Origin of the sequence: Aquimarina sp. ERC-38, from assembly GCF_026222555.1 — a bacterium.
Lineage (GTDB): Bacteria > Bacteroidota > Bacteroidia > Flavobacteriales > Flavobacteriaceae > Aquimarina.
In genome coordinates this window covers 650,618-674,427 of the sequence record NZ_CP098511.1, presented here as the reverse complement: position 1 = coordinate 674,427, position 23,810 = coordinate 650,618, and the positions used below count along the sequence as shown (strand labels likewise).

The following is a 23,810-nucleotide window of genomic DNA, read 5'->3' as shown; positions in this document are numbered from 1 at the left end:
AAAATAGCACAAATTATCTGGCTAATAGTTGTTCTTATTGATAACCCGGGTTCTGTTCTAAACTGGGATTCGACGAAATTTCACCGATAGGAATCCAGATAAGTTCATCCCGCCCTGAAACAAAAGTTCCTCCTACTAAGGACTTAGGATGATTGGAACCTGTACCGTGTAAAGAGTTAGGGCCTAAATAGTCATCTGCTAGTTCCCACCTTACCAGGTCTAAGAAACGGTGTCCTTCTCCTGCCAGTTCCATCGCTCGCTCATCTATGATCGCTTGCATCATATCCAATTGTGACAATCCGCTAAGCGGTGTTAAATTCGCACGTTCTCTGACCATATTGATAAACATCTCGGCATCTCCCGTTTTATTTTGTTCGTTTAAAGCTTCTGCCATCATTAATAAAACATCTGCGTACCGAATGATTCGCCAGTTGTTCCCAACATTAGTTCCTAAAAAATCGACTTCTTCCCGAAGTCCGATATCCATGCCCGTATATTTTTTGGAAAATATAGGAGCTACATTTGCTTGTGTAGCTATTTGTACATCAGTTTCCATAGGATTACCATCCGCATCCATTCTGGGAGTCACAAAATCTTCTTGATAAGATAAACCTCCGTAACCGGTAGCTCCGGGATAATCATAAACAAGCGTTGCATTTCTTCTAAGTTCATCGTTATTTGCTTCATACAAATCTCTCAACCAGGGGTTGATTACATGTCCTCTGTCCGGAGTTTTGGCTGGTGGTGCATAATCAATGTGATAATTACCCATAGTACCGGTTCCAGGAATATCAGTACCCCAAACAAAGGTTTGCTGACCCAAGAACTGTAATTCAAAGACAGATTCTATATTATTTTCATTTTCCTGAGAAAAATTATTGTCAAATTGTGTTCCGGGTAAAAGCGCATAGTTTCCTGAATTTATTACCTCCCGGAAAGCTTGTTCTGCTTCTTCCCATTCTTCTCGATAGAGATAAGATTTCCCCTTTAAAGCAGTAGCGGCTAAGGAAGTAGGTCTTCCTAGATTTTCACTTGTCCAGGATTCAGGGAGCATTTCTTCTGCTTTAGTTAAGTCATCTAAAATAAGTTCCCAGATTTCTTTAGGATCTGCTTGTGACACTGCTAAATCATCAAGGTTTGGTTCTTCAGTTATCTTTGGGATATTACCATATAAATTGAGTAAGTACCAATAGTCAAAAGCCCTTAAAAAATAGGCTTGACCTACTAATTGATTCCGAACGGTCTCATCCGGAATTCCTTCTGCGGTTACCCGATTGATAATAGTATTACATCTGCCAATGGACTTGTAAAGTTGTTGCCAGGGTTCTAATGCCCACCGATCTCCCGGATTTGCATTCAAACCTGCCATAGCCGTATTAGAAGCAAATTCAAATACGTTGTATTCATCAGATCGTAAAAAGGCTCCCGTATGTATAATTCTACCCCAAAAGAAAGCAGTAGTTAGCGGATGAAAAGCACCATTAACCGCAGCTTCTACCTGTTCCGGTGAAGTTCCGAAGTTATCACTAGAGGTACCGTTGTTATTATTTTGCTCAAGTAATTCATCCGAACAGCCTAAGACTAATGCAACAAGGACAACCGCTGTCATTGTTACTTTTGTTTTTATGTTTATTAATTTTTTCATAATTCGATACTTTTACAACTTTTTAAAATGTAGCCTGGATTGCAAATAGAAAAGTCCTGGCATTGGGATAAGCCCGGGCATCTAATCCACGACCTAACAATGGATTTACGGGAACACGAACTCCCGGAACCCCAGAATTAAGACTGGCACGACCACCATCCGTAGAAGAAACATCGGGATCGTATCCACTGTAACTGGTGATGACAAAAACATTTTGCACATTGAGCGATAATCTTAAATTCTTAATTAATTTGTCACCTATGACACTTTCCGGAAAATTATAACCGACCTCCAGCGTTTTCAAACGTAGATAAGATCCGTCTTCTACAAAGAAGGAAGAGGGGGCTTTATTATCCTGACCATCACTTACCGTAGCTCGAGGAATACTTGTATCCGTATTAGTAGGAGTCCAGGAATCTAACACTTCTGTTAATTTCCCCCCATCTTGCCATAAGATATTATAATAACGGCTTAAATTATAAATTTCATTTCCTTGAACTCCATTAAAATTTACAGTGAAATCAAAGTTTTTATAATCCGCATTAAAGTTTAACCCGTACGTAAAATCAGGAATTGGGTTTCCTATATTCGTAATATCATCGGCATCTACCGTACCGTCACCATTTACGTCAATCCGAACAAAATCCCCGGTTTCAGGATTTACTTTATCTTCTACTTTAAATCCGTAAAAGGATCCGATGGGTTCATTGGCCACAGTTCTGTTTACCACTCGTAAATCTTCGTCAATGGCAGGGCCTAAGATTGGATTAGGAATGTCTCCTGCTTCACTCTTAAGGTTAAATGAGAAGTTAGTCCCAACGGTAAACGTAAAATCACCTTCCCTCTTTTTATAGTCCACGTTAAATTCTAACCCCTGATTTACTAAATCCCCGGCATTTCGGGTAACCGGAAGGTCAATACCGGAAGTAGCAGGTACGGCAATATCTACTAATACATCTTCTATATCTTTTGCGTAGTAGTCCATAGAAAAATTAATTTTATTATTTAAAAAGGATACATCCGCCCCAATATCAAAGGTTTTTGTGGTTTCCCATATTAAATTAGGATCTGCTAGCGTTGTTCTTGCTAATCCGCTGGCTAATTGACTATTAAAAGTAGTATTGGATCGATTACTTAAAAATACATCAATAGTAGGGTAAAAAACATCAGGGTACGAACCCAGTTCTCCGTAAGAAGCACGTAGTTTAAAATAATTAACAGTTTCTGACTGCCAAAAAGATTCGTTACTTACATTCCATCCGGCAGAGAAGGAAGGAAAGTAACCTACTTGATTGTCTTTAGCAAAACGAGACGACGCATCTCTACGTAAGGTAGCCGAAAACAAATAACGGCTATCAAAATTATAATTAAACCGTCCGAATACAGATTCCAGCCCTGCCGTACTATTTTCACCTAAAAGAACAATCTGCTCATTTGCCGGCAACGCACTTACCACCTGGATGGCATTAGAAGGTGTTCCTTGTCCATACAAGCCACTACTATTTACATTTTCCAGAAAATAAGTATATCCTAAAACTCCGGAAACTTTATGTTTATCAAACTCCTGGTTGTAGGTTAATGTAGGTTCTACCAACAGGTTCAGGGCATCTTCTCTAAAATCTGTCAGATCATTAAGTTCGTTAAAATTACGTACCGGATCAATGGTCTCACTCATGACAAAAGTAGGTGTAAACTGAAAAACCCGATTGGTTATATAATCTACTCCAAAATTTGCTGATACGGTAAAATGTTCATTAATGTCATAATCAAACTTAGCAGTCCCAAATAAAGTTCGGGTGGTAGTAAGGTTGTTTTCCAAACTGGCTAAAGCAAATTGATTGACCCCTCCTGGTCCCTGTACCGGAGTATTAGGACCATCAAAGCCACCTTCATTAGCTTCATTTGTACGGGCTATGGTAGGGGCGGTAGTACCATCAAATCCATACCAGTTATTTTGTTGCAGTTTGCCCTGTGTAATACCTGCAGATTGCGTGACCCGTATTTTTCCAAATTCAAATTTATTATTAATTCTAAAATTGATCCTTTCAAAACCGGAACCTACCAGGATACCATCTTGTTTAAAATAATTTGCAGATACAAAATGCGAAGACTTTTGTCCACCTCCGGATATTGAAAATCCGTAATCTTCCACTAAGGCACTGGATAAATTTTCATCTTGCCAGTCCGTATTTACCCCATTCCAGTCCACCCGGGTTTCTGAACCATCATTGGCAAAACGCTGATTAAGATAATCCGTATATTGTTGTCCGTCAATAAAATCCAGTCGTTTACTGGGAGTGTCAACTCCTACTTTTGTGTTTAATTTTACTTCAATATCTTGTTCTTTTCTTCCGTGATTTGTATTAATTAATACTACGCCATTAGCAGCTCTGGCTCCGTAAATGGCTGCGGCTGCTGCATCTTTAAGAATAGAAATTTCTTCAATATCGTTGGGGTTAATATACTGCATATTATCTACAAAAAGTCCATCTACAATAAACAACGGGTTGGCATTACTAAGTGAATTCACACCCCGGATAAATACATTAGCCCTACCGCCCGGTTGACCTCCAAAGCTTTCTACCTGAATCCCTGAGACTTTACCTTGTAGTGCGGTAACCGGATTACTAGCCACTGCTGTTTCTGTAACTTCATCACCTTTTATAGAGGATATGGCAGTAGTTAAATCTCTTTTAATTTCAGAACCATATCCTACAATGACGATTTCATCTAATGCTGCGGCGTCTTCTTGTAAGGTAATGTTGACTTCATTTTGTCCGTTTACCGGAATCTCAACAGATACAAAACCAATATAGCTAAAAATAAGAGTGGCATCTTCTGCTACATCCGTAAGTGTATAGACACCGTCAAAATCCGATGTAGTTCCATTTTGCGTTCCTTTAACTAAAATATTTACGCCCGGTAAGGGTCCGTTAGCTTCACTTACGATACCTGTCACTGTAATTTGCGCATGAACACAAGTAGTGATCCCCATAAGCATCGTAATCATTATGGATGTAAAGAGTTTTTGCTTCATATAATAGGTGTTTATAAAGTTTGTTATTGCGAAGTAGTAAAAGTATTTTTATAGTGCTATGATACTCTATGCTACTTGACAAATATATAGTAATTTTTTTCATAAACTTAATTTTATTCAATTTAATTATCATTTTTTCAATATAAACGTTAAAAAACAATTATATAATAACTAGAAGTATAAGTCTAAAAAGAAATTTATTTTTGAGAGAAGGTGTGGTATAAATGTTATAAAGAATTTAAATAGAGAAATCAGGTATGTGATGAAGTAGTTATGGATAGCAATTAGCTACAATTTTAGTTGATACCTCAAAGCTTTAAAGTTTTATCATTTACTTCCAAAATGGAACATAGGTAGGTTATAAAGAATTGCGTTGATACAAGTAGGTAGGAACAATTTCTTGTATTCTTTTTCCTTTTTTTATAAAAAGAGCGGCCTTTTTTGCCATTTCGCTAAAGTTTGTTGATATGGTTGTAATTCCGCCAAAGGTTAATTCTTTTACAATATTATCATCATGAGCTAATACGCCAATATCTTTTCCTATGTGATAGTTCATCGTACGTACGTCTTTTAGTACTTTCCATAGTTGTGAATCACTAATAAAGAAATAAGCTGTATGATTCTCGAGGGAGCCTTCCTCGTAACTTTCTTTTATATTTCCATTGATATCAAAGTCTTCACAATATCTTTTAAAAGCTTTTAAAATCCCTTGCGGATAATCTGCCTGCTTCTTATAAAATAAAACAAATCGATCGTATTTCTTAATTTTTGAAGTTAAGCCGACTAATTTTTGATAGGTTACTTCTTCAAACTCTTGCGAAATATAAGAATAATCACTGGGCATTTTAATAAAACGGTCTACAATAAGTAAACGGTCTGCTGATATTTTTTTTAATAAAGTAATGGTAGCTTCCTGTTGGATAGGAGCAATGACGTACATACCGTATTTCCCTGAAATATTATTAAGTATGGTACGAAATAGGTCAATATTATTATGATGAAAGAATATATCAATATGAAACTTTTCTCCCAGCTCCTTTCTGAAGGTATTATAAAAGTCTTCCTGAAAACTATGAAAGGCAAAGAGGATGAGTGCTACCTTTAGGGTTACATTAGTTTCGGTACTGATGATGTAGTATCCTTTTAAATTTTTAGATTCTACAAGTCCTCGCTCTTTAAGTTCGGTATAAGCTTTTACAAAAGTCTTCCGGGCATAACCTATTTCTGCAACCATTTCATTAATAGAAGGTAGCTTATCACCAGCGATTAAAATTCCGGAATCAATAGCATTTATAATACCATGAACGATCTGTTCATGTTTGGAAATAGAATTTATATTTTGTAGATCGTAGATCTTTTGTACCAGGGGTAAGATGGATTTTGGGGTTTTCTTTGGCATAGTATTGTTATTCCGAAAAACGTCCGGACATCATAGTTCTTATCTATTTTTTGATTTTCCTAATTCAATCAAAGCATTTTAGCCGCTTCTTTATTAACAAATTCAAGAAAACGCTCGTCTGCTTCGGTAAACGGATCTTTTTGATTCGAATCTATATCAATCTGACCAATATTTTCGCCATTTTTAAATAGAGGAATGACTATTTCTGATTTTACAGAAATACTACAAGCAATATAATTATCCTGTGCTTGTACATCCGGAACTACAAAATTCTGATTAGATTCTGCTACTTGTCCGCAAATCCCTTTTCCAAAAGGTATGATTTCATGATCGGTAGGTGCCCCTACGTAAGTTTTCAATTTTAATTCTTTTTTATCTCCATTTTTAAAATAGAATCCTACCCAGTCATAATGAGCCACTTCTTCTTTTAGTAAAACACATATTTGGTGCAGTCGGTCTGTTACTGAAATATGCTGCTCTTGTATCAATTTTTGTATTTTAGGTCTTAACTCGTCAAAAATCATCGCTTTTTTGACAAAAATAGTTCAAATTTATGAAGGTAACTTTGTTTAAATATAGACTTTTGCAGTAAAATAAGTGTACTAACTCTATTTTAACCATACATGAAATCATTATATTCTCTATGCTATAAAAATACATTAGTTTTAATAACTTTTTTGTTTAGTGGCATTTACATATCCGCACAATCTATACAAGAATACAAACAAGAGGCTTTAGCAAATAATAGTGAATTACAAGCTTTAAAAACAGGTCATAGAATTGATGAAGTGGTAGCTAAACAAAAAATATCCTGGGGAAATACAGAAGTTTCATCCGGCTATTTTATCAATAATCCGGGTATAGTCGATGGAGATGTACAAGCGGTAGTAGGTATTTCACAACCGGTTCCAATTCTCGGATATCTTAAAAAGCAGAAAAAAATTGCTCAGGTACAAAAAGAAAAAAATGGTCATATTCTTGAAGTTTTTCAGAAAAAATTCTTTTTGAAATTAGAGCGGTTATACTATAAATTATACGAGCATAAGGCAAAGATTAGAATTTTAAAAAAGCAGTTAGATGTGGTAGACCAATATATGGATACTCTACAGGTGGATAGTACGCAGAATTTACAGGTAACCAGGCTTATGCTACAAGTTGAAAAAAACGAAGTGCAAAATGCTATCGAACTGTTAAAAGGATCTTTATTAAACGAAGAAGCAAATTTTAATGTAATGCTGGGTAGAGATGGTTTTGAAGCCCTCGTTATTCCGGATAATTTATACCTTCCGGAAGAGGAACCTACCTTATTACTAGAAGATATTACCTATCATCCGGAAATGATGACTTTTGATTTAGAAGAAAAATTGTATGAGGATAGGATCCAACTTGATACTCATAAAAAAACAGTTGCGTTATCCCTAGGATTAGATTATTTTATTATTGATGAAAATACAAACTTAACAGGAAATAATAGTCAGGATTTTATAATGCCAAAGGCCACTTTTTCATTTCCGGTATTTTCCGGTGTTAGTAAGACTAAAAGAGAAGCACTATTGCTTACCCAAGAAAAAAATAGCTTTGATAAAACAACTACGCAGATCAAATTAGAAAACTTATTGAATAGCGCAGTAAATAATAGGATAACTGCCCGGATTTCCTTAAATGCCTATCAAGAAATTATTGATGAACTTAAAAAGTTGTCGTCGGTATTAGAAAATAGTAGCATTAAAAGTAAGTATGATTCGGAACGTAAAATCACGGCGTATAAAATAAAAAAAATAGAAGCCATCACCAGTTATTTTCAACAAACTGCTGTTTTAAATTATTTACAATGAATATGCTGAATTGTTACTTTCGTATTTTAATTTTTTTTATGGGTATACTCATGGTTAATTGTTCAAAAGAAAAGAAAGGAAAGCAACCTACTACAGAAGTAACTACCGTAGAGAGAGGAGTTATAAAGAATCTTAATCGTACTACGCATCAAAGTGATGCCGTATTTACAGACCAAAAAGTTAATCAACTATATAATAATTATTTGGAAATAAAAAAACACCTGGTCAATAGTGATCCAAAAAAAGTAAGGAAAGCATCTAAAAAATTAGAAAAATTTCTGGCTCAACATCGTTATGAGCAATCTTTTGAAGCTACGGCTAATTTAATTGCTTTGACTAGAGATTTACAAAAACAACGGGATTTTTTTAAAACGCTAACAGAAGAAACGCAAAAGGTTATAACTACTTCTACCATAATTTCCGGCAAAATATATTTGCAGTTTTGTCCTGCTGTTTTTGAAGGAGAAGGTGGTTATTGGTTATCTGACTCTAAAGAAATTAGAAATCCGTATTATGGTTTTAAGAATTTAGAATACGGTAAAGTAAAGGCGGCTATCCCTTAAAATATCGACGAAAAGTATTTTATATGCGATGTAAGTAAAAAAATGTATCTTTATATCGGAAAAATTGAATTGTAATCATAAATGTCTTTTATAAAAAAGGTGAATATTTGGTTTTATATAAGTGAAAAGTTTGTTGGAATTAGCTAGGTTAAAAGGAAGAGAATTCAAAGATTTTAACGAGAATGCAAGTACTCTATAGAACAAATGATTTTAAACGTGGTAAGATTCTATTAAAATTTGAGTTATTAGATGCTTACACCTGTCGTTCTAAGTAAAAATAATACCTTTAGCAGAAGGGATAAAAATACTACAACATTTCATTGTGATTGATTGTAAGAAAAGACATATGATCAAAAATTTACTTATTACTTATGTTGTAGTACTTACTTTTTTTTCTTGTAAAGAAGAAAGCGAAGTAGCAATAAGTTCGGATGTATTGGCGCTTTTAGAACATTCTAAGAATAGTCAAAAAAGAGCTTCTGATGTTTTAAAAAACATACAACAAAGCAATGACTTTGGTTCGGCAAGACAAAGTCGGCAAGACTACTTAAACCAGATTGCAGATGATGAATTTGTGAACCTGGAAAAATTATCTACGTATTTTATTATCGACCTACCATATGCGACCTCTGATAATTTCTTAGGTGAACAAATGTATGATTGTAAGCGATGCCTGTTACGGGGTGAGGTGGCTAAAGCTTTATTAGCTGAGCAGAAAGAATTAATGAGAAAAGGCTATCGTTTTAAAATCTTTGATTGTTACCGGCCATTAAGCGTACAAAGAAAGATGTGGGAATTGCAACCTGATCCTCAATATGTAGCCGATCCAGAACAAGGCTCTGTACATAATAGGGGAGCGGCAGTAGATTTAACTCTGACCAATTTAAAAGGAGATGTTGTGGAAATGGGTACTGATTTTGATGATTTTAGCGAAAAAGCGCATCACACCTATAAAGATTTACCTGCCAAAATTATAAACAACCGGAAACTTTTAAAAACCGTTATGGAAAACGCAGGTTTCTCCAGTTTTACAACTGAATGGTGGCATTATAATTTCAATCTAGGACAAGATTATGAAATTGAGGATTTTGTGTGGGATTGCGAATAAAATTAGTATTCTCGACTAAGGTACATTATTCTGTACAATATAAAGCAAAAAACCCCAAAGGTTTAAAAACCTTTTGAGGTCTTTTTAAAATGGTTAAATCTGTTTCATTTTTTATTCTAAATTACATAATGAAATTATCGAATTTCTATATAATTGTATAAAAACCATCATGAAGTTAGTTAAGGGAAATTGTAGGAATAAATTTCATAAATTTTATGGTTTTTCCCTTATAAACTTTAAATCTTTCTAGTTACTTTTAACCCATAAATTTATTATGTTTAGCGAATATTTAATTAAATGATCACTATTTACTAAATGTGGTAAGCTATAATTATTAACATAAAACTATAAACATGAAAAAAGTTTTTTTAGGGCTATTTGTAGCCGGAACTATGATGAGTTTTTCAACTACTAATGCTAATAGTCCATCTAGTGAAGCAGATTTCAGTTGTTGTACTTATGAAGGCGGAAGATTTCGAATTGAAGTATGTGGAGGAGGAGACAATTGTGGTCAATCTAGAAGGTTAAATGATCTTCTAGAATCGTTATCTGAATAATTCAAACGATTAATAGAAATTAGAGTAGGTCATTAATTCCATTTCTTGGCTTACTCTAAAAGTATAGTTTATGAAAAAGATACCTACTTTTTTTTTATTAATATTTTATTCTGTATTTTTTGGTCAAAGCAGTTATGAAATTACTTATAATTTTAAAGACGAATTTGGATTTACTTCGGAAAGTAAGTTGTGTATAGACGGTGAAGAATGTGTATTTAAAATAAATGATAAAAGGAAAAAAGGTTCTTGGTTTGTTCCAAATCATCCTGATAATCTTAAAACGTTAATTCTCAATGATGAATTATCAACCTTTATTTATTCAAATAGATCAGAGAATAAGGTAAGAATTGTTTATTACAAAGGGAAAGAAGTCTTATATACAACTTCAAATGATAGTTACAAATGGCAAATAACTAAAGAAGAAAAAAAAATAGGTAATTATAATTGTATAAAAGCAACTTTAAGACTAAATAATAGGGAATATACTGTTTGGTTCAGTACTGAAATCCCAATTTCTTTTGGACCATTAAAACTTCATGGACTGCCAGGTTTAATAGTTGCGGTTAAAGAAAAAGATGGTTTTTTTGAAATTAATCTTACAGGTATAAAAAAAGAATTAAATAGAGAGAAATTAATTTATTTTAGAGAATATTTTGAAGTTAAAAAAAGAAAAGTATTATCTTATGATAGATACCAAAGTTATGTTACAAAAATAGCTACTGATTTAAAAATTAATCAATTAGCAATTGTTGCTCAAGTTCCGGGAGCAAATATATATTACGACGAGGATCAAGGGGAATTTACTAAGAGATTAATAGATATTCCTGATAATTTTGTTGTAGAACTTCAACAAATTAATTAAAGAATACTTTAAACTCACATATTATTTTTAATCTTTAGCTCTACTTTTATGTTTTTTAGTTATAATCTTGATACCTTATAAATTTATAAAGTTTTCTATTAAGATGTAGTTAATGTTGGAATATATAAGGTTTTACTTTATTTTTTGCTTTTCTAATTTATTGTATTCACAGAGTCTAGAAGGTACTATAATCGATAAGTATGGAAAAACTATTTCTACAGCAAGTGTGTTGATTAAAACTGAAAAGTATACTACTTCTTTTTCAGAATATTTCTTAAGTGATAGTAAGGGAGATTTTAAGTATAAGTTAAAACAAAGATATCAGTCTAAGATATACATACAGATCAACGCTCTTAATTATAAATCTTATATTGATAGTATAGTTTCACCAAAGACAGGTGAGAATTATATCTTTCAATTTGAATTGTCTCCTAAGTCTACCGAATTAGAAGAGGTAATTATTTCTGAAAAGAGAAAATTTCAAGTCAAGAAAGACACTGTTGTATTTAATTCTGAGGCTTTTAAAGATGGTACTGAACGGAAGGTAGAAGATCTAATTAAAAAATTACCGGGAATAGAAGTCGCGGAAAATGGAAGGATAAAGTATCGAGGTAAAATTGTGGAAGCAGTAAATCTAGATGGAGACGATTTATTTGGATACAACTATACAATTGGAACAAAAAATATATCGGTAGATATGATAGAGCAAGTTGAGGCGATTGACAATTATTCTCAAAATCCACTTTTAAATGGGATAGAAAATTCAAATGTAGTAGCTTTAAATTTAAAACTGAAAAAAGGTAAAACTGATTACTCTGGTACAGGAATCTTTGGTATAGGATACGGTGATAGAGTTAGCTATGATCTTAATTTTAATATTTTAGGAATTTCCAAGTCTCTGAAATCCTTCGGATCTATTTCTTATAATAATATTGGTTTAAACAATACCCCTTTCGATTATTTTAATGACAATCTATCAGCCGAAAATAGAGAAAATGAAGAGTTGTTAAGTACAAAACTTCTTAGTGATAAGTCCTATTCTTTAATTTTATCAGATCAGAGAACTCGAATTAATCAAGAATGGTTTGGTAATTATAATTTTATTTATCGTATTTCTCCAAAGTTAAAGATTAAAACGAATGTCTTTTATACAAGAGATGAATTTCAGAATGAAGAAAGTTTCCAAAATAGTTTCTTAGCAAATGGCAACGAAATAGCATATACTGATATTACTTCATCAGAGAAAAAACCCTTGAGTAAAAGATTAGATCTATTATTTACTTACAATTTATCTAAAAAATCACTTGTTGAATTTGAAAATTCGATAAGTAAATCTGATATAGAATCAAATTCTATTTTAGATAGAAATAATAGAGCTAATTTATCTACAAGATTATCTTCTGATAATTTATTTAATAAAACTAAATTAAAATTTACCCATAGATTAAGTATCAATAAAGCATTACAATATATTTCTGTATTTTCAAATGATAAATCTCCACAACAGTTAAGTACATTTGGAAATTTTCTTATAGATGATAATCTCAGAGATTATGTCCAAAGTACGGAATATAAAAAGCAACTTATTAGTAATGAAATTCTATTTTTTAGCAAATCAAATGCATTTTCTTATTTATTAAATATAGGAATTAAATTAGATAGTAGACCATTTAAATCTTCTACTCTAGTTGATAATCAAAAAACTGATTTTAATAATAATTTTGACTATATTAAAAGTGAGTACTTTTCGACATTTTCATTTAAAATCGAAAAGTATAGGTGGATTATCGAACCATTATTATCTTTAAAATATTTAGACCAGGAATTAAAGAGTTTAGATAATAGAAATAAGAAAGACTTTGTAACAGAATCTGAACTAGTATTAAAATACCATTTAAATGAAAGTTCCAAAATAAGTTTTTTAGGGAGTTACGAACTTACTACACCTAAAAGCAAATATTTGTTTTCTAGCCCGGTTATATTTGATAGCAGAACCTTAATTAATAATGAATTATCACTTGATCTGATAGAAACGCAGAAATATTCTATAGGATATTATTTGAATGACCTATTTAACAATATTGACGTATATACTAATTTTGGTTATACTTTTCAAGAAAATGCTTTTATCCCTGATCTCAGTATTAACTCTAATTTTACTAGAATAAATTATTTTCAATCTTCTAAAAATTTATCAAGCTTTTATTCAAATATTTCTCTTAAAAGATATATCAGATTTTTAAAAACAACAGCAAAATTAACTGTATTATATACTACTTCTGAAATAAATAATATAGTTAATAAATCCGAACTAAGAAATGGTATAACACAAAATCTCAACACTAATCTATTTTTAAAAACAGCGTTTAGATTTCCTATTAATTTTGAAAATACTTTTACTTATAGTAAAACAAGCTTTTCCATAAATGAACAAGTTTTGAATAGTAATCTATTTTTTATAAATGGTTTTACAGCTATTATAAAACCATTTAAAAATTGGTTAATAACTATTAATTACAACTATTTTAGACCTAATTCTAATAGTAAAGAAAACTTTCAATTTTTAGATAGTACCTTAAAATACCAATCTAAAAAGGGGTGGTTATCAGGTCGATTAATAGGGAAGAATCTTTTGAATAATTCTGTATTTCAACAAGTAGAAAACTCTGATTTTTCTACTACTATTTATCAAAGTAATTTATTACCAAGATATGTAATGTTTTCTTTAGATATTAGTTTTTAAAATAAAGCCCCTCATTTATAATTAAAACAAAAGACCCCAAAGGTTTTAAAAACCTTTGGGGTCTCGTTTGTTCTCGAAGAACGTTCAGGAATTTTACATCATTCCCGGCATCCCTCCACCCATCGGTGGCATTCCGCCTCCTCCGGCAGGAGCATCTTCTTTAATATCTGTTAATGCACATTCGGTAGTCAAAATCATTCCGGATACGGATGCTGCATTCTCCAAAGCAACACGGGTTACTTTTTTAGGATCAATAATACCCGCTTTTAACATATCCACATAATCTTCGGATTTTGCATCATATCCAAAATCTTTTTTACCTTCTAATACTTTAGAAATTACTACGGAACCTTCACCACCAGCATTCTCTACAATAGTTCGTAAAGGAGCCTCAATCGCACGGGCAACAATTTGTATTCCTGTAGCTTCATCAGCGTTTTCCGTTTTAATCTTATTAAGATCAGATTTAGCACGTACCAGGGCAACACCACCTCCGGCAACAATACCTTCTTCAACCGCTGCACGGGTAGCATGTAAAGCATCATCTACACGGTCTTTCTTCTCTTTCATTTCTACTTCAGAAGCTGCACCCACGTAAAGCACCGCAACACCACCAGCTAACTTGGCTAAACGCTCCTGTAATTTCTCACGGTCATAATCAGAAGTAGTCGTTTCAATCTGAGATTTAATTTGATTTACCCGGTTTTTAATCAAATCTTCGCCACCAGCACCATTAACCACCGTAGTATTATCTTTATCGATAGCTACTTTTTCAGCGGTTCCTAAATGTTCAATGGTTGTATTTTCTAAAGTAAATCCTCTTTCTTCAGAAATTACCGTACCACCAGTTAAGATTGCAATATCTTCTAACATTGCCTTACGACGATCTCCAAAACCAGGAGCCTTTACCGCAGCAATCTTCAACGCACCTCTTAGTTTGTTTACAACTAAGGTAGCCAAAGCTTCTCCGTCAACATCCTCTGCAATAATTAATAAAGGCTTTCCGGTTTGCGCTACAGGTTCTAATACTGGTAGTAAATCTTTCATAGCCGAAATTTTCTTGTCGTATAGTAAGATATACGGACTTTCTAAGTCAGCTGTCATTTTTTCACTATCTGTTACAAAGTAAGGAGATAAGTAACCTCGGTCAAACTGCATCCCTTCTACGACATCTACGTAAGTATCCGTTCCTTTTGCTTCTTCCACAGTGATCACCCCTTCTTTTCCCACTTTTCCGAAAGCCTGAGCAATTAAATCTCCGATAGTTTCATCATTATTAGCTGATATAGAAGCTACCTGCTTAATTTTATCTGAAGAACTTCCTACTTCTTGAGATTGTTTTTCTAAGTCTTTAGTAATAGCTTCTACTGCTTTATCAATCCCTCTTTTCAAATCCATAGGATTTGCACCAGCAGCTACGTTTTTAAGGCCTTCTTTTACAATTGCCTGGGCTAAAACAGTTGCCGTAGTGGTACCGTCACCAGCCAGGTCATTTGTTTTTGAAGCAACTTCTTTAACCATTTGTGCTCCCATATTTTCAAGAGCGTTTTCCAGCTCTACTTCTTTAGCAACTGTAACCCCATCTTTTGTTACCTGAGGTGCTCCGAAAGATTTACCGATAATTACATTACGCCCCTTAGGCCCTAAAGTAACTTTTACCGCGTTTGCTAATGCATCAACTCCACGTTTAATGCCATCTCTCGCTTCAATATCAAATTTTATATCTTTTGCCATTTTTTCTTTTAACTTTTTCAAATTCTACAAAAGCAGAATTCTCAATATGTTTATATGATTGTGTTATTAAAATTCTGTTAGAATACAGAAATGTTTTATAGCTATACGATTGCTAGAATATCGTCTTCTCTCATAATTAAATAGTCCGTACCTTCTAATTTTAGCTCCGTACCGGAATATTTACCATATAAAACCGTATCTCCGACTTTTACGGTCATGGTGTGGTCTTTTTTACCACCACCTACGGCAGCAACTTTTCCTTTTTGTTGTTTTTCTTGTGCAGAGTCGGGGATAAATAAGCCCGAAGCCGTTTGCGTTTCTGCAGGTAGCGGTTCAATTACTACTCGGTCAGAAAGCGGTTTAATGTTAATTCCCATTTTAAATTATTTTTATTTAAAAGTTTAATGAATTTGTTTGAATCCGGTTATTTCAGAAATTATGCCATAGGGATCGATATGACAAATTGAAAAAAAAAATGCCGACTTGTCATAAAGTCGGCATTTTTTTCTGCTTTTATATAGTTATTCCGGAGTTTCCTCTACGGGTGTTTCAGTTGTTGGTACTTCAGATGGTGTTACCGGGACAGATTCAACTTCTTGCAAATCCACATTAGAATTATCTAAAGGTCCATCCATTAAATTAACATTAGATAATAAAATTAATACTAACAATAAGGTAGCTAATGCCCAGGTACTCTTATCTAAGAAATCCGTCGTTTTTTTGACACCTCCCAATTGTTGTGTGCCTCCGCCACCAAAAGAAGAAGATAAACCCCCACCTTTAGGATTTTGTACCATGATTACTACAATTAGTAAAAACGAAACGATAACGATGAGTACTAAAAATATCGAAAATGTTGTCATTTTTTATGATTTTGTATCTTGTATTTTTTGTATTGCCCGAATTTGGTCTGCAAAGAAACCACTTTTTTCGGGATTTTTCAAAATTAATATTTTATAAGCTTGAATTGCCTTTTTATACTTATGCTGAGCAGTATACACCCGGGCTAGAGTCTCGGTCATTAATTCTTCCGGGGGGATGCTTTGTTGACCGGCTAAATTTCGCGAAGGACTTTTCTTATCGGCAGGTTTTATTTTTGGATTTTTAGAAATAAAATTATCAATTAGCGCAAACTTTCTCTCTTGAGCCTCCGAAATTTTATCCTTCTCTACTTCTTCAGGAATTTCCGGTAGTTGGGTAATCTTGACAGTGTTACTTTTTAAGTCGGAATGAAGGGGTCGGACATTTGTAAGCTGAAGCCATTCTGCAAAAGAATGTTTTTCATCTGCTTTAAAGGGGATGGGTTCTTGACTAAAATCACCTTCTGTGGAACCAGGCTCAGGTTTATTTTCTTCTTTTTTTTCTTCTTTTTGAGAAGATTCCTGATTAGAAATAACAGGAACTTCCAAGGGTGTATTTGTTAGCTCTTTTTGTCCGGGGGGGGCTGATACTTCAATTACCTCGGCTTCCATAACTTCTAATTCTTCAAAATTAGAAGAGGTTGCATGTTGAGAATGGTCTTTTATAAATACGGGTGAGGTAATAAAATCAAACAATACCCATCGGTCAACCGTATGTGCTGCTGCTTTTTTTAGGTACTCATTATATTGATAGCTTCCTTTATCTTTTAAGGCTTTTAAATAAATTGCTTTAGCCGATTGTAAATAAGGATAGGTGTGACAAAGTTGCTCCAGGGTTTTCACCTGATGCTCCTGAATCATTCCCGGATTTTTTAAAAGATATGTAAATTCTTCTGTTGTCAATATATTTTTATTTTACCACCGTGCCAGGGTTGCATTAAATACATCCTGGGTAATACGCTCATAAATTTCTTCAATGGCTTGATCCTGAATAGCAGATTCTGAAGTTGCTGCCGGGTAGTCAAAGAAGAAAGAAAAACGTTGTTCTAGGTCCTTAGTATTATCTTTAGTATCAAAAAACCGAACGTTGATACCAATAGTCAAACGGTTTTGTGCCGCTGTATTGTCAGAAGTAGCTGTATTTGGCGAAATATAATATTGAACAATTTCTCCTTCATATACCAAATCCCCATTTGAAGTTGCTAGTTGTAAATTGGTTTGATTTACAATTAAATCCTGTAAAGCGTTTGTAAAACGCTGATCAATCCCGGGTACAACAATAGGCGCCTGGTTCTGAAAGAAATTTACCTGAAAAGATTTTATATCCGGTGAAATATCAGTTCCTGTAAAGGAATAAGCTCCACAAGCTTGCAAGGTGAGAAGTACCACTCCGAGAACCAGAAAAGAAAGAAATCGCTTTAAAATTTTAGTTTTCAATAGTATGGTTTTTTAGGCAATAGCCAAAAGGCACTGGTTAAGAGTTTTTGGTTATTAAGTTATTCGTCGTTTGGTTAAGGTTATTAAATCTCTGATATATTTAGGGAAAAAAGCGTCAATTCGAGTGTTTTTTCGTAATGAAATGGAGAAAAAATGTATCGAGAATAGCTTTTTTGACTAAAATCCTTATTCTCGATAGCTCTGCTGAACGTGAATAAATTACACTTCTTCCTTTGGGCGAAGCACTCGAACTGATGGATTCTATAATAATTATTATCTAAATTCATCATGGGTGTTGTTAAGTTATTAATCACCGGGTATCAAATTAGTTCAACTTTTTAAAGTAGCTAATTTTATAGTATTGTTTTTACTAATATAATAATTAGTCTTGATTCTTGATTCTAGAAGCGATAGCGATCTTGAATCTTTACTGGACATTAATAATTATAAAAATAAACTTTAAAGAAAGCTGACTTTACAATAAGGAATGCTCAATTTAAGGGATACTACACGTCTCCTTTTTCTAATATTTAATTTCTAAATCTGGTACTATTTTTCTAAAATTAACTGCAATCTATTTTCATAAGTAATTATTAATCAATATTTTACCAACTACCAACTACCAACTACCAACTACCAACTACCAACTACCAACTACCAACTACCAACTACCAACTACCAACTACCAACTACCAACTACCAACTACCAACTACAAATCATACTGCTTAATTTTTCGGTATAGGGTTCGTTCGCTTATCCCTAATTCTTCTGCCGCTGCTTTTCTTTTGCCTCGGTGTCGATCTAAAGATTTTTTTATCAATTCTAATTCTTTGTCTTGTAACGAGAGTGTTTCTTCCTCCTGAATTTCTTCAGCAAAATGATATTTATCACTATCCATAGCAAGACTACCTACTTCCGTAATTTTTAAATACTCAGGTGTAGTCGTAGGGAGTTCTTCTTCAAAGTTAACGGCTTCCTCTTCTTCATCTTCTCCATATATTTTCCGAATTAAACCTTCATTTTCCTTCTGAACATCTTGTGAATTTCCGTTTTGCATCAACTCCATAGTTAATTTTTTCAGGTCATTCAGGTCATTCTTCATATCAAAAAGTACTTTGTAAAGAATTTCCCGTTCATTACTAAAATCACTGTCGCTACTGTTCTTAGAAACTACTGCCGGCAAATTACTTCCGGTATTAGGTAAATAACTTTGCAGCGTCTGCGCTGTAATAGCTCTGTTTTGTTCAAGGACTGATATTTGTTCGGCTACGTTGCGTAATTGACGAATATTACCACACCACCGGTATTTTTCTAATAGTAAAACAGCATGGTTGTCAAGCCTGATGGTGGGCATTTTATATTTAGATGCAAAATCAGATGCAAACTTCCTAAATAACAGATGGATGTCATCTTTACGTTCTCGCAAAGGCGGAAGTTGAATTTCTACCGTACTTAAACGATAATATAAATCTTCTCTGAATTTTTCCTTTTTAATAGCTTCAAACATCTGCACATTAGTAGCTGCTACAATACGCACATTGGTTTTCTGTACTTTTGAAGAACCCACCTTAATGAACTCACCGTTTTCCAGTACCCGTAATAACCGCACTTGAGTAGTTAGCGGTAATTCACCTACTTCATCCAGGAAAATAGTACCTCCGTCTGCAACTTCAAAATAACCGTTTCGGGTTTGTGTTGCTCCGGTAAAAGCACCTTTCTCATGTCCGAACAGTTCGCTGTCAATCGTACCTTCGGGAATGGCTCCGCAATTTACCGCGATATATTTTCCGTGTTTCCGATGTGATAAAGCGTGAATAATTTTAGGAATACTTTCTTTACCTACCCCGCTTTCTCCGGTAACTAATACCGAAATATCAGTAGGAGCCACCTGTATTGCTTTTTCAATAGCCCGATTTAATTTGGGGTCGTTCCCAATAATTCCAAAACGTTGTTTTGTTGCCTGTACTGATTCCATTTATTTAATTCTGAAATAAGAATCCATTATTATGCATTTCTTATTTCTATAGTATTACTTTATTATTTTGAATTCCAAAATTCTTCTAATTCTGTAAATGCATCAGGATTATCCGGATCCAGGATAACAATGTTTGACCATACCAGGGTTCCTTCTATTTGAATAAAAATACGATAGTATCCCGGATCGTATTGATTTAAGTTAATAGATAATTCGTCATCTGTATTTTCTACGTCTTTTGCTTCTAAAATATTTAAATTAGCTAATTCACTTTCGTCATAAGAAAAGTCTTGAAGTAATTCCGTATAGTCAGTATCTAAGTAATCCTTTGATGGTTTGGATTTTATAACCCAAATATTCGTAATAGATGGAGATGATGTAAACTTTGTATTTGTAAACAATAACTTAGTAATATTGATTGGGGGATTAGGGGTTGGGCTAAACCTTATGTTATCATTAAATGAACTAGTCTTATCATTAGGATTTCCTAGAATAATGGAAGTATCATATAATTCTGCCCTTAAGTTGATACCTGTTACTATATCAATTGCCAAAGGATCATTTGCAAAATTATCATCTTCATCTTCAATTTTATCACATGAAATTTGCAAAAAGATGCATACTATAACTGTAGTAATTGGCAACTTTAAAAATTTACGTATTGTTTCCATTAACTTTTAATTTTAATTCTAAATTGATTTAGTAATAACTAAACAACAAAATATCTTTACGATCATCTTTATAAATGGTAGTTTTTACAATAGGATAACTTTTAGCATTATATTCGAAAGCTATTTCAGCTCCTTCAATAATTGAAGTAAGCGAATTATTTGTAGATAAAGGAATTAATCTACTTACTAAAGAAGCAGGGGCAGGGTTCCTGAGAAGATCTAAATAATGATTTTCGCTACCTTCAGACAAAGGATTAATCTTATCATCATAGATAAAAGATTTTGACTTGTTAAAATCATCTTCTCCGGTTAAAACTTCATTTGCAATTAAATTACCGTTAGGAGAATATTGATATGTTTCTTCAAACACTAGGTCATTTGACTCGTAGTCAAATGCTTCAAATCTCTCTAAGTTTTGATAAGTATTATCTCTAAATGTATAAATCATTTTATACAGATTTTTTTTGTCAATATTTGATATGCTAACAATTTGGTTATCGTTGTATGTCAATGTACTAGTGGTAATTTTAGGTAATAGCGAAAAAACGTTGAAAGAACTACGAACTATTTTTGTAATTTGATCCTCAGTATTATAGATATATTGAATTTTACCAGCAATAAAATCTTTCTCTCGTCTAAAAATATCTCTAACCTTTTGACCATTTTTATTGTATACGGATTCTCTTAATCTTACCACCTCCGGAAATACAGATATGGTATCTTCAATATTTATAAATCTTCCGCTAGTATCATAATTATATACTATAGGGGTGTCTGCAATTTGTGTTGTTTTTAAAACTAATTTTCTCTCACTTTTTATCTCATTGCTATCATCAGTACTACATTTTATTGAGGTAATCACCACGACAAACAATAAAAAATTAAATAAATATCTTTTCATAATGATAGTTTAATTTATTTTCTTCATTTAAAAAACTAAGCTTTCAAAGTACAAGTAAAAGTTTCTCCTTTGAGGGCTGAGGGACTTGCTTTCCCTAACAATGTTGCACTAGTACATTCATCAATACGTACCATTACAAAATCCCCAATTTGATAATGTTCTTTCGGAAAAACCACGACTGTATTTTGTGTAGTGCGACCACTCCAGTGTCGATCGGATTTTTTGGATTCTTTTTCAATTAATACTTCTACTGTTTTACCGATAAAACTGCGGTGCCTGTATTCACTATGTGCCCGTTGTTTATCTATAATCTCAGCCAATCTTCTTTTTTTAACTTCCAGAGGTATATCATCGTCTAGTTTACGTTCTGCAAGTGTTCCCGGCCGTTCCGAATAGGCAAACATAAATCCGTAATCGTATTTTACATAATCCATTAAAGACAAGGTGTCCTGATGATCTTCTTCGGTTTCTGTAGGAAAACCGGTTATAATATCCTGAGAGATTGCACAGTCCGGAATGTATTCTTTAATGGTGTCAATCAGCGTAAAATACTCCTCTCGGGTATGCAACCGATTCATAGCTTTTAAAATACGGTTACTTCCGCTTTGAATAGGTAGATGAATATATTTACAAATATTATCATGCTTTGCCATTACTTTAATAACATCAATTGTCATATCCTGCGGATTGGATGTAGTAAATCGCAGCCGGGTACTTTGAAACTTTTGCGCCACCATATCCAACAATTTAGCAAAATTAACAGCAGTAGCCTTTTGAAAATCCGAAGCTTTTTCAAAATCTTTTTTTAATCCGCCGCCATACCATAAAAAACTATCTACATTTTGTCCTAACAAAGTGATTTCTTTAAAACCTTTAGCTACCAAGTCTTCTATTTCTGATAATATACTTTGCGGGTCACGGCTTCGCTCTCTTCCCCGGGTAAAGGGTACTACACAAAACGTACACATATTATCACATCCTCGGGTGATAGAAACAAAAGCTGAAACTCCGTTAGATTGCAATCGTACCGGTGAGATATCGCCATACGTTTCATCTTTAGAAAGAATTACATTTACCGCATTTCTTCCGGCATCAATTTCTTCTATTAAATTAGGTAAGTCTTTATAAGCATCCGGACCTACCACCAGGTCAACCATTTTTTCTTCTTCCAGGAATTTGCTTTTTAAACGTTCGGCCATACAGCCCAAAACGCCAATCTTCATTCCCGGATTTATTTTTTTAACGGAGTTGTATTTTTCTAGGCGTTTACGAACCGTAAGTTCAGCTTTTTCACGAATAGAACAGGTATTTACCAGGACAAGATCAGCCTCTTCCAGTAAATGCGTAGTATCAAATCCTTCTTTAGCCAGTATAGAAGCAACAATCTCACTATCACTAAAATTCATCTGGCATCCGTAACTTTCAATAAACAATTTACGCTTGCCATTATTTTTTTCTACAGTTAGGGTAGATCCCTGAATAGCTTCATTAATAATCTTCTCCATAAAAATTAAGGCTGAAATTCGGTCTTTAATTTAATTGCAAATATAGGTAACAATTCAATTTATGTCAAAGTGTCAGTGAATAAATCTTGTTTAATTTTTATATTTAGCCTAACTAAATCTAAACAACCATGAATGAACATCTTATTTTTACCCGAATTAATAGCGGCAAATCTCCTGATTTTGGAGACGTATTTTCAAAGAGTATCGATCTTTTTAAAAAAGTATGGATACAGGGATTTATCCACTTACTGCTTAATTTTGTAGTCTTAGTCCCTTTGATTATAGCATTATATGCCCTTATAGCGGTCACCGGGCTAAGCATTTTTGGAGCATCCGCACTACTGGACGGAGTAGACAATTCTAGCGAAATAAGTTCGGTTGCAGGGACTACAATGTCATTTTTTACCGGTGCCATGCTTACCTTGGTTTTTATTTTATTTTCCTTTTTAGCCTATGCCGTACAATTTGCTATCAGAGCTCATTTTTATAAAGTTTGTAAACAGACTGACCTGGGTGAACCTGTAAGCACGGATTATTTCTTTTATTTTAAAAAAGGATATTTAAAAAAATTAACCTTACTATCGGTATGTTACTTTTTAATTTTGGCAATATCCAGTGCCCTTTGTTTTTTGCCGGTTTTGTACGCTATTATCCCATTGCAATTTTTTGGAGTTATTTTTGCTTTTAATCCTGAACTGGAAGTAAAAGATATTGTAAAAGCAGGATTTGTTTTCGGAAATAAAGTATGGGGGATAAGCTTTGGATTGCTAATACTATCAGGTTTATTAGCCTACATTATAGGAATTTTAGCATGTGGGATCGGCTTATATTTCACTATTTCGTTCATGTTTATACCTGTCTATTACCTTTACAAAGAGGGAATCGGTTTTCCTGATGATACGATTACAGATCTGTCAGAACCATCCACTTTCTAATGTAACAGAGATACATTCGGTCTTACGAAACTTCAATAAAAA

General features: G+C 33.4%; 20 protein-coding genes. 7 read left to right on the top strand and 13 right to left on the bottom strand.

Annotated elements, in window-relative coordinates:
* Nucleotides 1–34 precede the first annotated feature (34 nt).
* The 4 genes from NBT05_RS02955 to NBT05_RS02940 form a co-directional block, all read right to left on the bottom strand.
* Nucleotides 35–1,645, bottom strand: a complete 1,611-nt coding sequence (locus NBT05_RS02955; protein ID WP_265771942.1) for a RagB/SusD family nutrient uptake outer membrane protein — start codon at nt 1,643–1,645, stop codon at nt 35–37.
* Between the two features lie 22 nt (nt 1,646–1,667).
* Nucleotides 1,668–4,682, bottom strand: a complete 3,015-nt coding sequence (locus NBT05_RS02950; protein WP_265771941.1) for a SusC/RagA family TonB-linked outer membrane protein — start codon at nt 4,680–4,682, stop codon at nt 1,668–1,670.
* A gap of 358 nt (nt 4,683–5,040) precedes the next feature.
* The gene (locus NBT05_RS02945) at nt 5,041–6,081 is read right to left on the bottom strand and encodes a GntR family transcriptional regulator (protein ID WP_265771940.1); all 1,041 of its coding nucleotides are present in this window, start codon (nt 6,079–6,081) and stop codon (nt 5,041–5,043) included.
* 68 nt (nt 6,082–6,149) lie between these two features.
* Nucleotides 6,150–6,605, bottom strand: a complete 456-nt coding sequence (locus tag NBT05_RS02940) for a GAF domain-containing protein (RefSeq protein WP_265771939.1) — start codon at nt 6,603–6,605, stop codon at nt 6,150–6,152.
* Between the two features lie 99 nt (nt 6,606–6,704).
* Here NBT05_RS02940 and NBT05_RS02935 point away from each other — a divergent pair, with 99 nt between their 5' ends.
* The 6 genes from NBT05_RS02935 (at nt 6,705) to NBT05_RS02910 (ending at nt 13,749) form a co-directional block, all read left to right on the top strand.
* Nucleotides 6,705–7,916 carry a TolC family protein gene (locus NBT05_RS02935; RefSeq protein WP_265771937.1) on the top strand — a complete coding sequence of 404 codons (1,212 nt, stop codon included), beginning with the start codon at nt 6,705–6,707 and terminating at the stop codon, nt 7,914–7,916.
* A 50-nt stretch (nt 7,917–7,966) separates the two neighbouring features.
* On the top strand, nt 7,967–8,479 hold the full coding sequence (locus NBT05_RS02930; RefSeq protein ID WP_265771936.1) for a DUF3347 domain-containing protein: 513 nt from the start codon (nt 7,967–7,969) through the stop codon (nt 8,477–8,479).
* Between the two features lie 346 nt (nt 8,480–8,825).
* Nucleotides 8,826–9,587 carry a D-alanyl-D-alanine dipeptidase gene (ddpX, locus tag NBT05_RS02925; RefSeq protein ID WP_265771935.1) on the top strand — a complete coding sequence of 254 codons (762 nt, stop codon included), beginning with the start codon at nt 8,826–8,828 and terminating at the stop codon, nt 9,585–9,587.
* A 353-nt stretch (nt 9,588–9,940) separates the two neighbouring features.
* Complete coding sequence (locus NBT05_RS02920; RefSeq protein WP_265771934.1) at nt 9,941–10,144, top strand: hypothetical protein; 204 nt, start codon at nt 9,941–9,943, stop codon at nt 10,142–10,144.
* 70 nt (nt 10,145–10,214) lie between these two features.
* Nucleotides 10,215–11,006: a GLPGLI family protein gene (locus tag NBT05_RS02915; RefSeq protein WP_265771933.1), complete on the top strand. Its 792-nt coding sequence runs from the start codon at nt 10,215–10,217 to the stop codon at nt 11,004–11,006.
* 112 nt (nt 11,007–11,118) lie between these two features.
* On the top strand, nt 11,119–13,749 hold the full coding sequence (locus NBT05_RS02910) for a hypothetical protein (protein ID WP_265771932.1): 2,631 nt from the start codon (nt 11,119–11,121) through the stop codon (nt 13,747–13,749).
* A 93-nt stretch (nt 13,750–13,842) separates the two neighbouring features.
* Here the strand turns inward: NBT05_RS02910 and groL are convergent, their stop codons facing one another.
* The 9 genes from groL to miaB form a co-directional block, all read right to left on the bottom strand.
* Nucleotides 13,843–15,483, bottom strand: coding sequence for a chaperonin GroEL (groL, locus tag NBT05_RS02905; RefSeq protein ID WP_265771931.1), 1,641 nt, complete (start codon nt 15,481–15,483; stop codon nt 13,843–13,845).
* A gap of 101 nt (nt 15,484–15,584) precedes the next feature.
* Nucleotides 15,585–15,860 (bottom strand): co-chaperone GroES, encoded by a 276-nt coding sequence (locus NBT05_RS02900; RefSeq protein ID WP_265771930.1) that lies wholly within the window; start codon nt 15,858–15,860, stop codon nt 15,585–15,587.
* Between the two features lie 144 nt (nt 15,861–16,004).
* Nucleotides 16,005–16,346 carry a preprotein translocase subunit SecG gene (secG, locus tag NBT05_RS02895; RefSeq protein ID WP_265771929.1) on the bottom strand — a complete coding sequence of 114 codons (342 nt, stop codon included), beginning with the start codon at nt 16,344–16,346 and terminating at the stop codon, nt 16,005–16,007.
* 3 nt (nt 16,347–16,349) lie between these two features.
* Nucleotides 16,350–17,246, bottom strand: coding sequence for a hypothetical protein (locus tag NBT05_RS02890; RefSeq protein ID WP_265771928.1), 897 nt, complete (start codon nt 17,244–17,246; stop codon nt 16,350–16,352).
* 12 nt (nt 17,247–17,258) lie between these two features.
* Nucleotides 17,259–17,780 (bottom strand): LptE family protein, encoded by a 522-nt coding sequence (locus NBT05_RS02885; RefSeq protein WP_265771927.1) that lies wholly within the window; start codon nt 17,778–17,780, stop codon nt 17,259–17,261.
* A 710-nt stretch (nt 17,781–18,490) separates the two neighbouring features.
* Nucleotides 18,491–19,756 (bottom strand): sigma-54 interaction domain-containing protein, encoded by a 1,266-nt coding sequence (locus tag NBT05_RS02880; protein WP_265771926.1) that lies wholly within the window; start codon nt 19,754–19,756, stop codon nt 18,491–18,493.
* A 62-nt stretch (nt 19,757–19,818) separates the two neighbouring features.
* Nucleotides 19,819–20,427, bottom strand: coding sequence for a hypothetical protein (locus NBT05_RS02875; RefSeq protein WP_265771924.1), 609 nt, complete (start codon nt 20,425–20,427; stop codon nt 19,819–19,821).
* A gap of 28 nt (nt 20,428–20,455) precedes the next feature.
* A complete protein-coding gene (locus tag NBT05_RS02870; RefSeq protein ID WP_265771923.1) occupies nt 20,456–21,328 on the bottom strand; it encodes a hypothetical protein in 873 nt (290 codons plus the stop codon).
* A 35-nt stretch (nt 21,329–21,363) separates the two neighbouring features.
* Nucleotides 21,364–22,833, bottom strand: coding sequence for a tRNA (N6-isopentenyl adenosine(37)-C2)-methylthiotransferase MiaB (miaB, locus tag NBT05_RS02865; RefSeq protein ID WP_265771922.1), 1,470 nt, complete (start codon nt 22,831–22,833; stop codon nt 21,364–21,366).
* 128 nt (nt 22,834–22,961) lie between these two features.
* Here miaB and NBT05_RS02860 point away from each other — a divergent pair, with 128 nt between their 5' ends.
* Nucleotides 22,962–23,768, top strand: a complete 807-nt coding sequence (locus NBT05_RS02860; protein ID WP_265771921.1) for a hypothetical protein — start codon at nt 22,962–22,964, stop codon at nt 23,766–23,768.
* The last annotated feature ends 42 nt before the right edge of the window (nt 23,769–23,810 follow it).

Excerpts from the sequence above, each read along its gene's own strand:
- NBT05_RS02955 (WP_265771942.1), bottom strand. The coding sequence starts at position 1,645 with ATGAAAAAATTAATAAACATAAAAACAAAAGTAACAATGACAGCGGTT.
- NBT05_RS02950 (WP_265771941.1), bottom strand. The coding sequence starts at position 4,682 with ATGAAGCAAAAACTCTTTACATCCATAATGATTACGATGCTTATGGGG.
- NBT05_RS02945 (WP_265771940.1), bottom strand. The coding sequence starts at position 6,081 with ATGCCAAAGAAAACCCCAAAATCCATCTTACCCCTGGTACAAAAGATC.
- NBT05_RS02940 (WP_265771939.1), bottom strand. The coding sequence starts at position 6,605 with ATGATTTTTGACGAGTTAAGACCTAAAATACAAAAATTGATACAAGAG.
- NBT05_RS02935 (WP_265771937.1), top strand. The coding sequence starts at position 6,705 with ATGAAATCATTATATTCTCTATGCTATAAAAATACATTAGTTTTAATA.
- NBT05_RS02930 (WP_265771936.1), top strand. The coding sequence starts at position 7,967 with ATGGTTAATTGTTCAAAAGAAAAGAAAGGAAAGCAACCTACTACAGAA.
- ddpX (WP_265771935.1), top strand. The coding sequence starts at position 8,826 with ATGATCAAAAATTTACTTATTACTTATGTTGTAGTACTTACTTTTTTT.
- NBT05_RS02920 (WP_265771934.1), top strand. The coding sequence starts at position 9,941 with ATGAAAAAAGTTTTTTTAGGGCTATTTGTAGCCGGAACTATGATGAGT.
- NBT05_RS02915 (WP_265771933.1), top strand. The coding sequence starts at position 10,215 with ATGAAAAAGATACCTACTTTTTTTTTATTAATATTTTATTCTGTATTT.
- NBT05_RS02910 (WP_265771932.1), top strand. The coding sequence starts at position 11,119 with ATGTTGGAATATATAAGGTTTTACTTTATTTTTTGCTTTTCTAATTTA.
- groL (WP_265771931.1), bottom strand. The coding sequence starts at position 15,483 with ATGGCAAAAGATATAAAATTTGATATTGAAGCGAGAGATGGCATTAAA.
- NBT05_RS02900 (WP_265771930.1), bottom strand. The coding sequence starts at position 15,860 with ATGGGAATTAACATTAAACCGCTTTCTGACCGAGTAGTAATTGAACCG.
- secG (WP_265771929.1), bottom strand. The coding sequence starts at position 16,346 with ATGACAACATTTTCGATATTTTTAGTACTCATCGTTATCGTTTCGTTT.
- NBT05_RS02880 (WP_265771926.1), bottom strand. The coding sequence starts at position 19,756 with ATGGAATCAGTACAGGCAACAAAACAACGTTTTGGAATTATTGGGAAC.
- NBT05_RS02875 (WP_265771924.1), bottom strand. The coding sequence starts at position 20,427 with ATGGAAACAATACGTAAATTTTTAAAGTTGCCAATTACTACAGTTATA.
- NBT05_RS02870 (WP_265771923.1), bottom strand. The coding sequence starts at position 21,328 with ATGAAAAGATATTTATTTAATTTTTTATTGTTTGTCGTGGTGATTACC.
- miaB (WP_265771922.1), bottom strand. The coding sequence starts at position 22,833 with ATGGAGAAGATTATTAATGAAGCTATTCAGGGATCTACCCTAACTGTA.
- NBT05_RS02860 (WP_265771921.1), top strand. The coding sequence starts at position 22,962 with ATGAATGAACATCTTATTTTTACCCGAATTAATAGCGGCAAATCTCCT.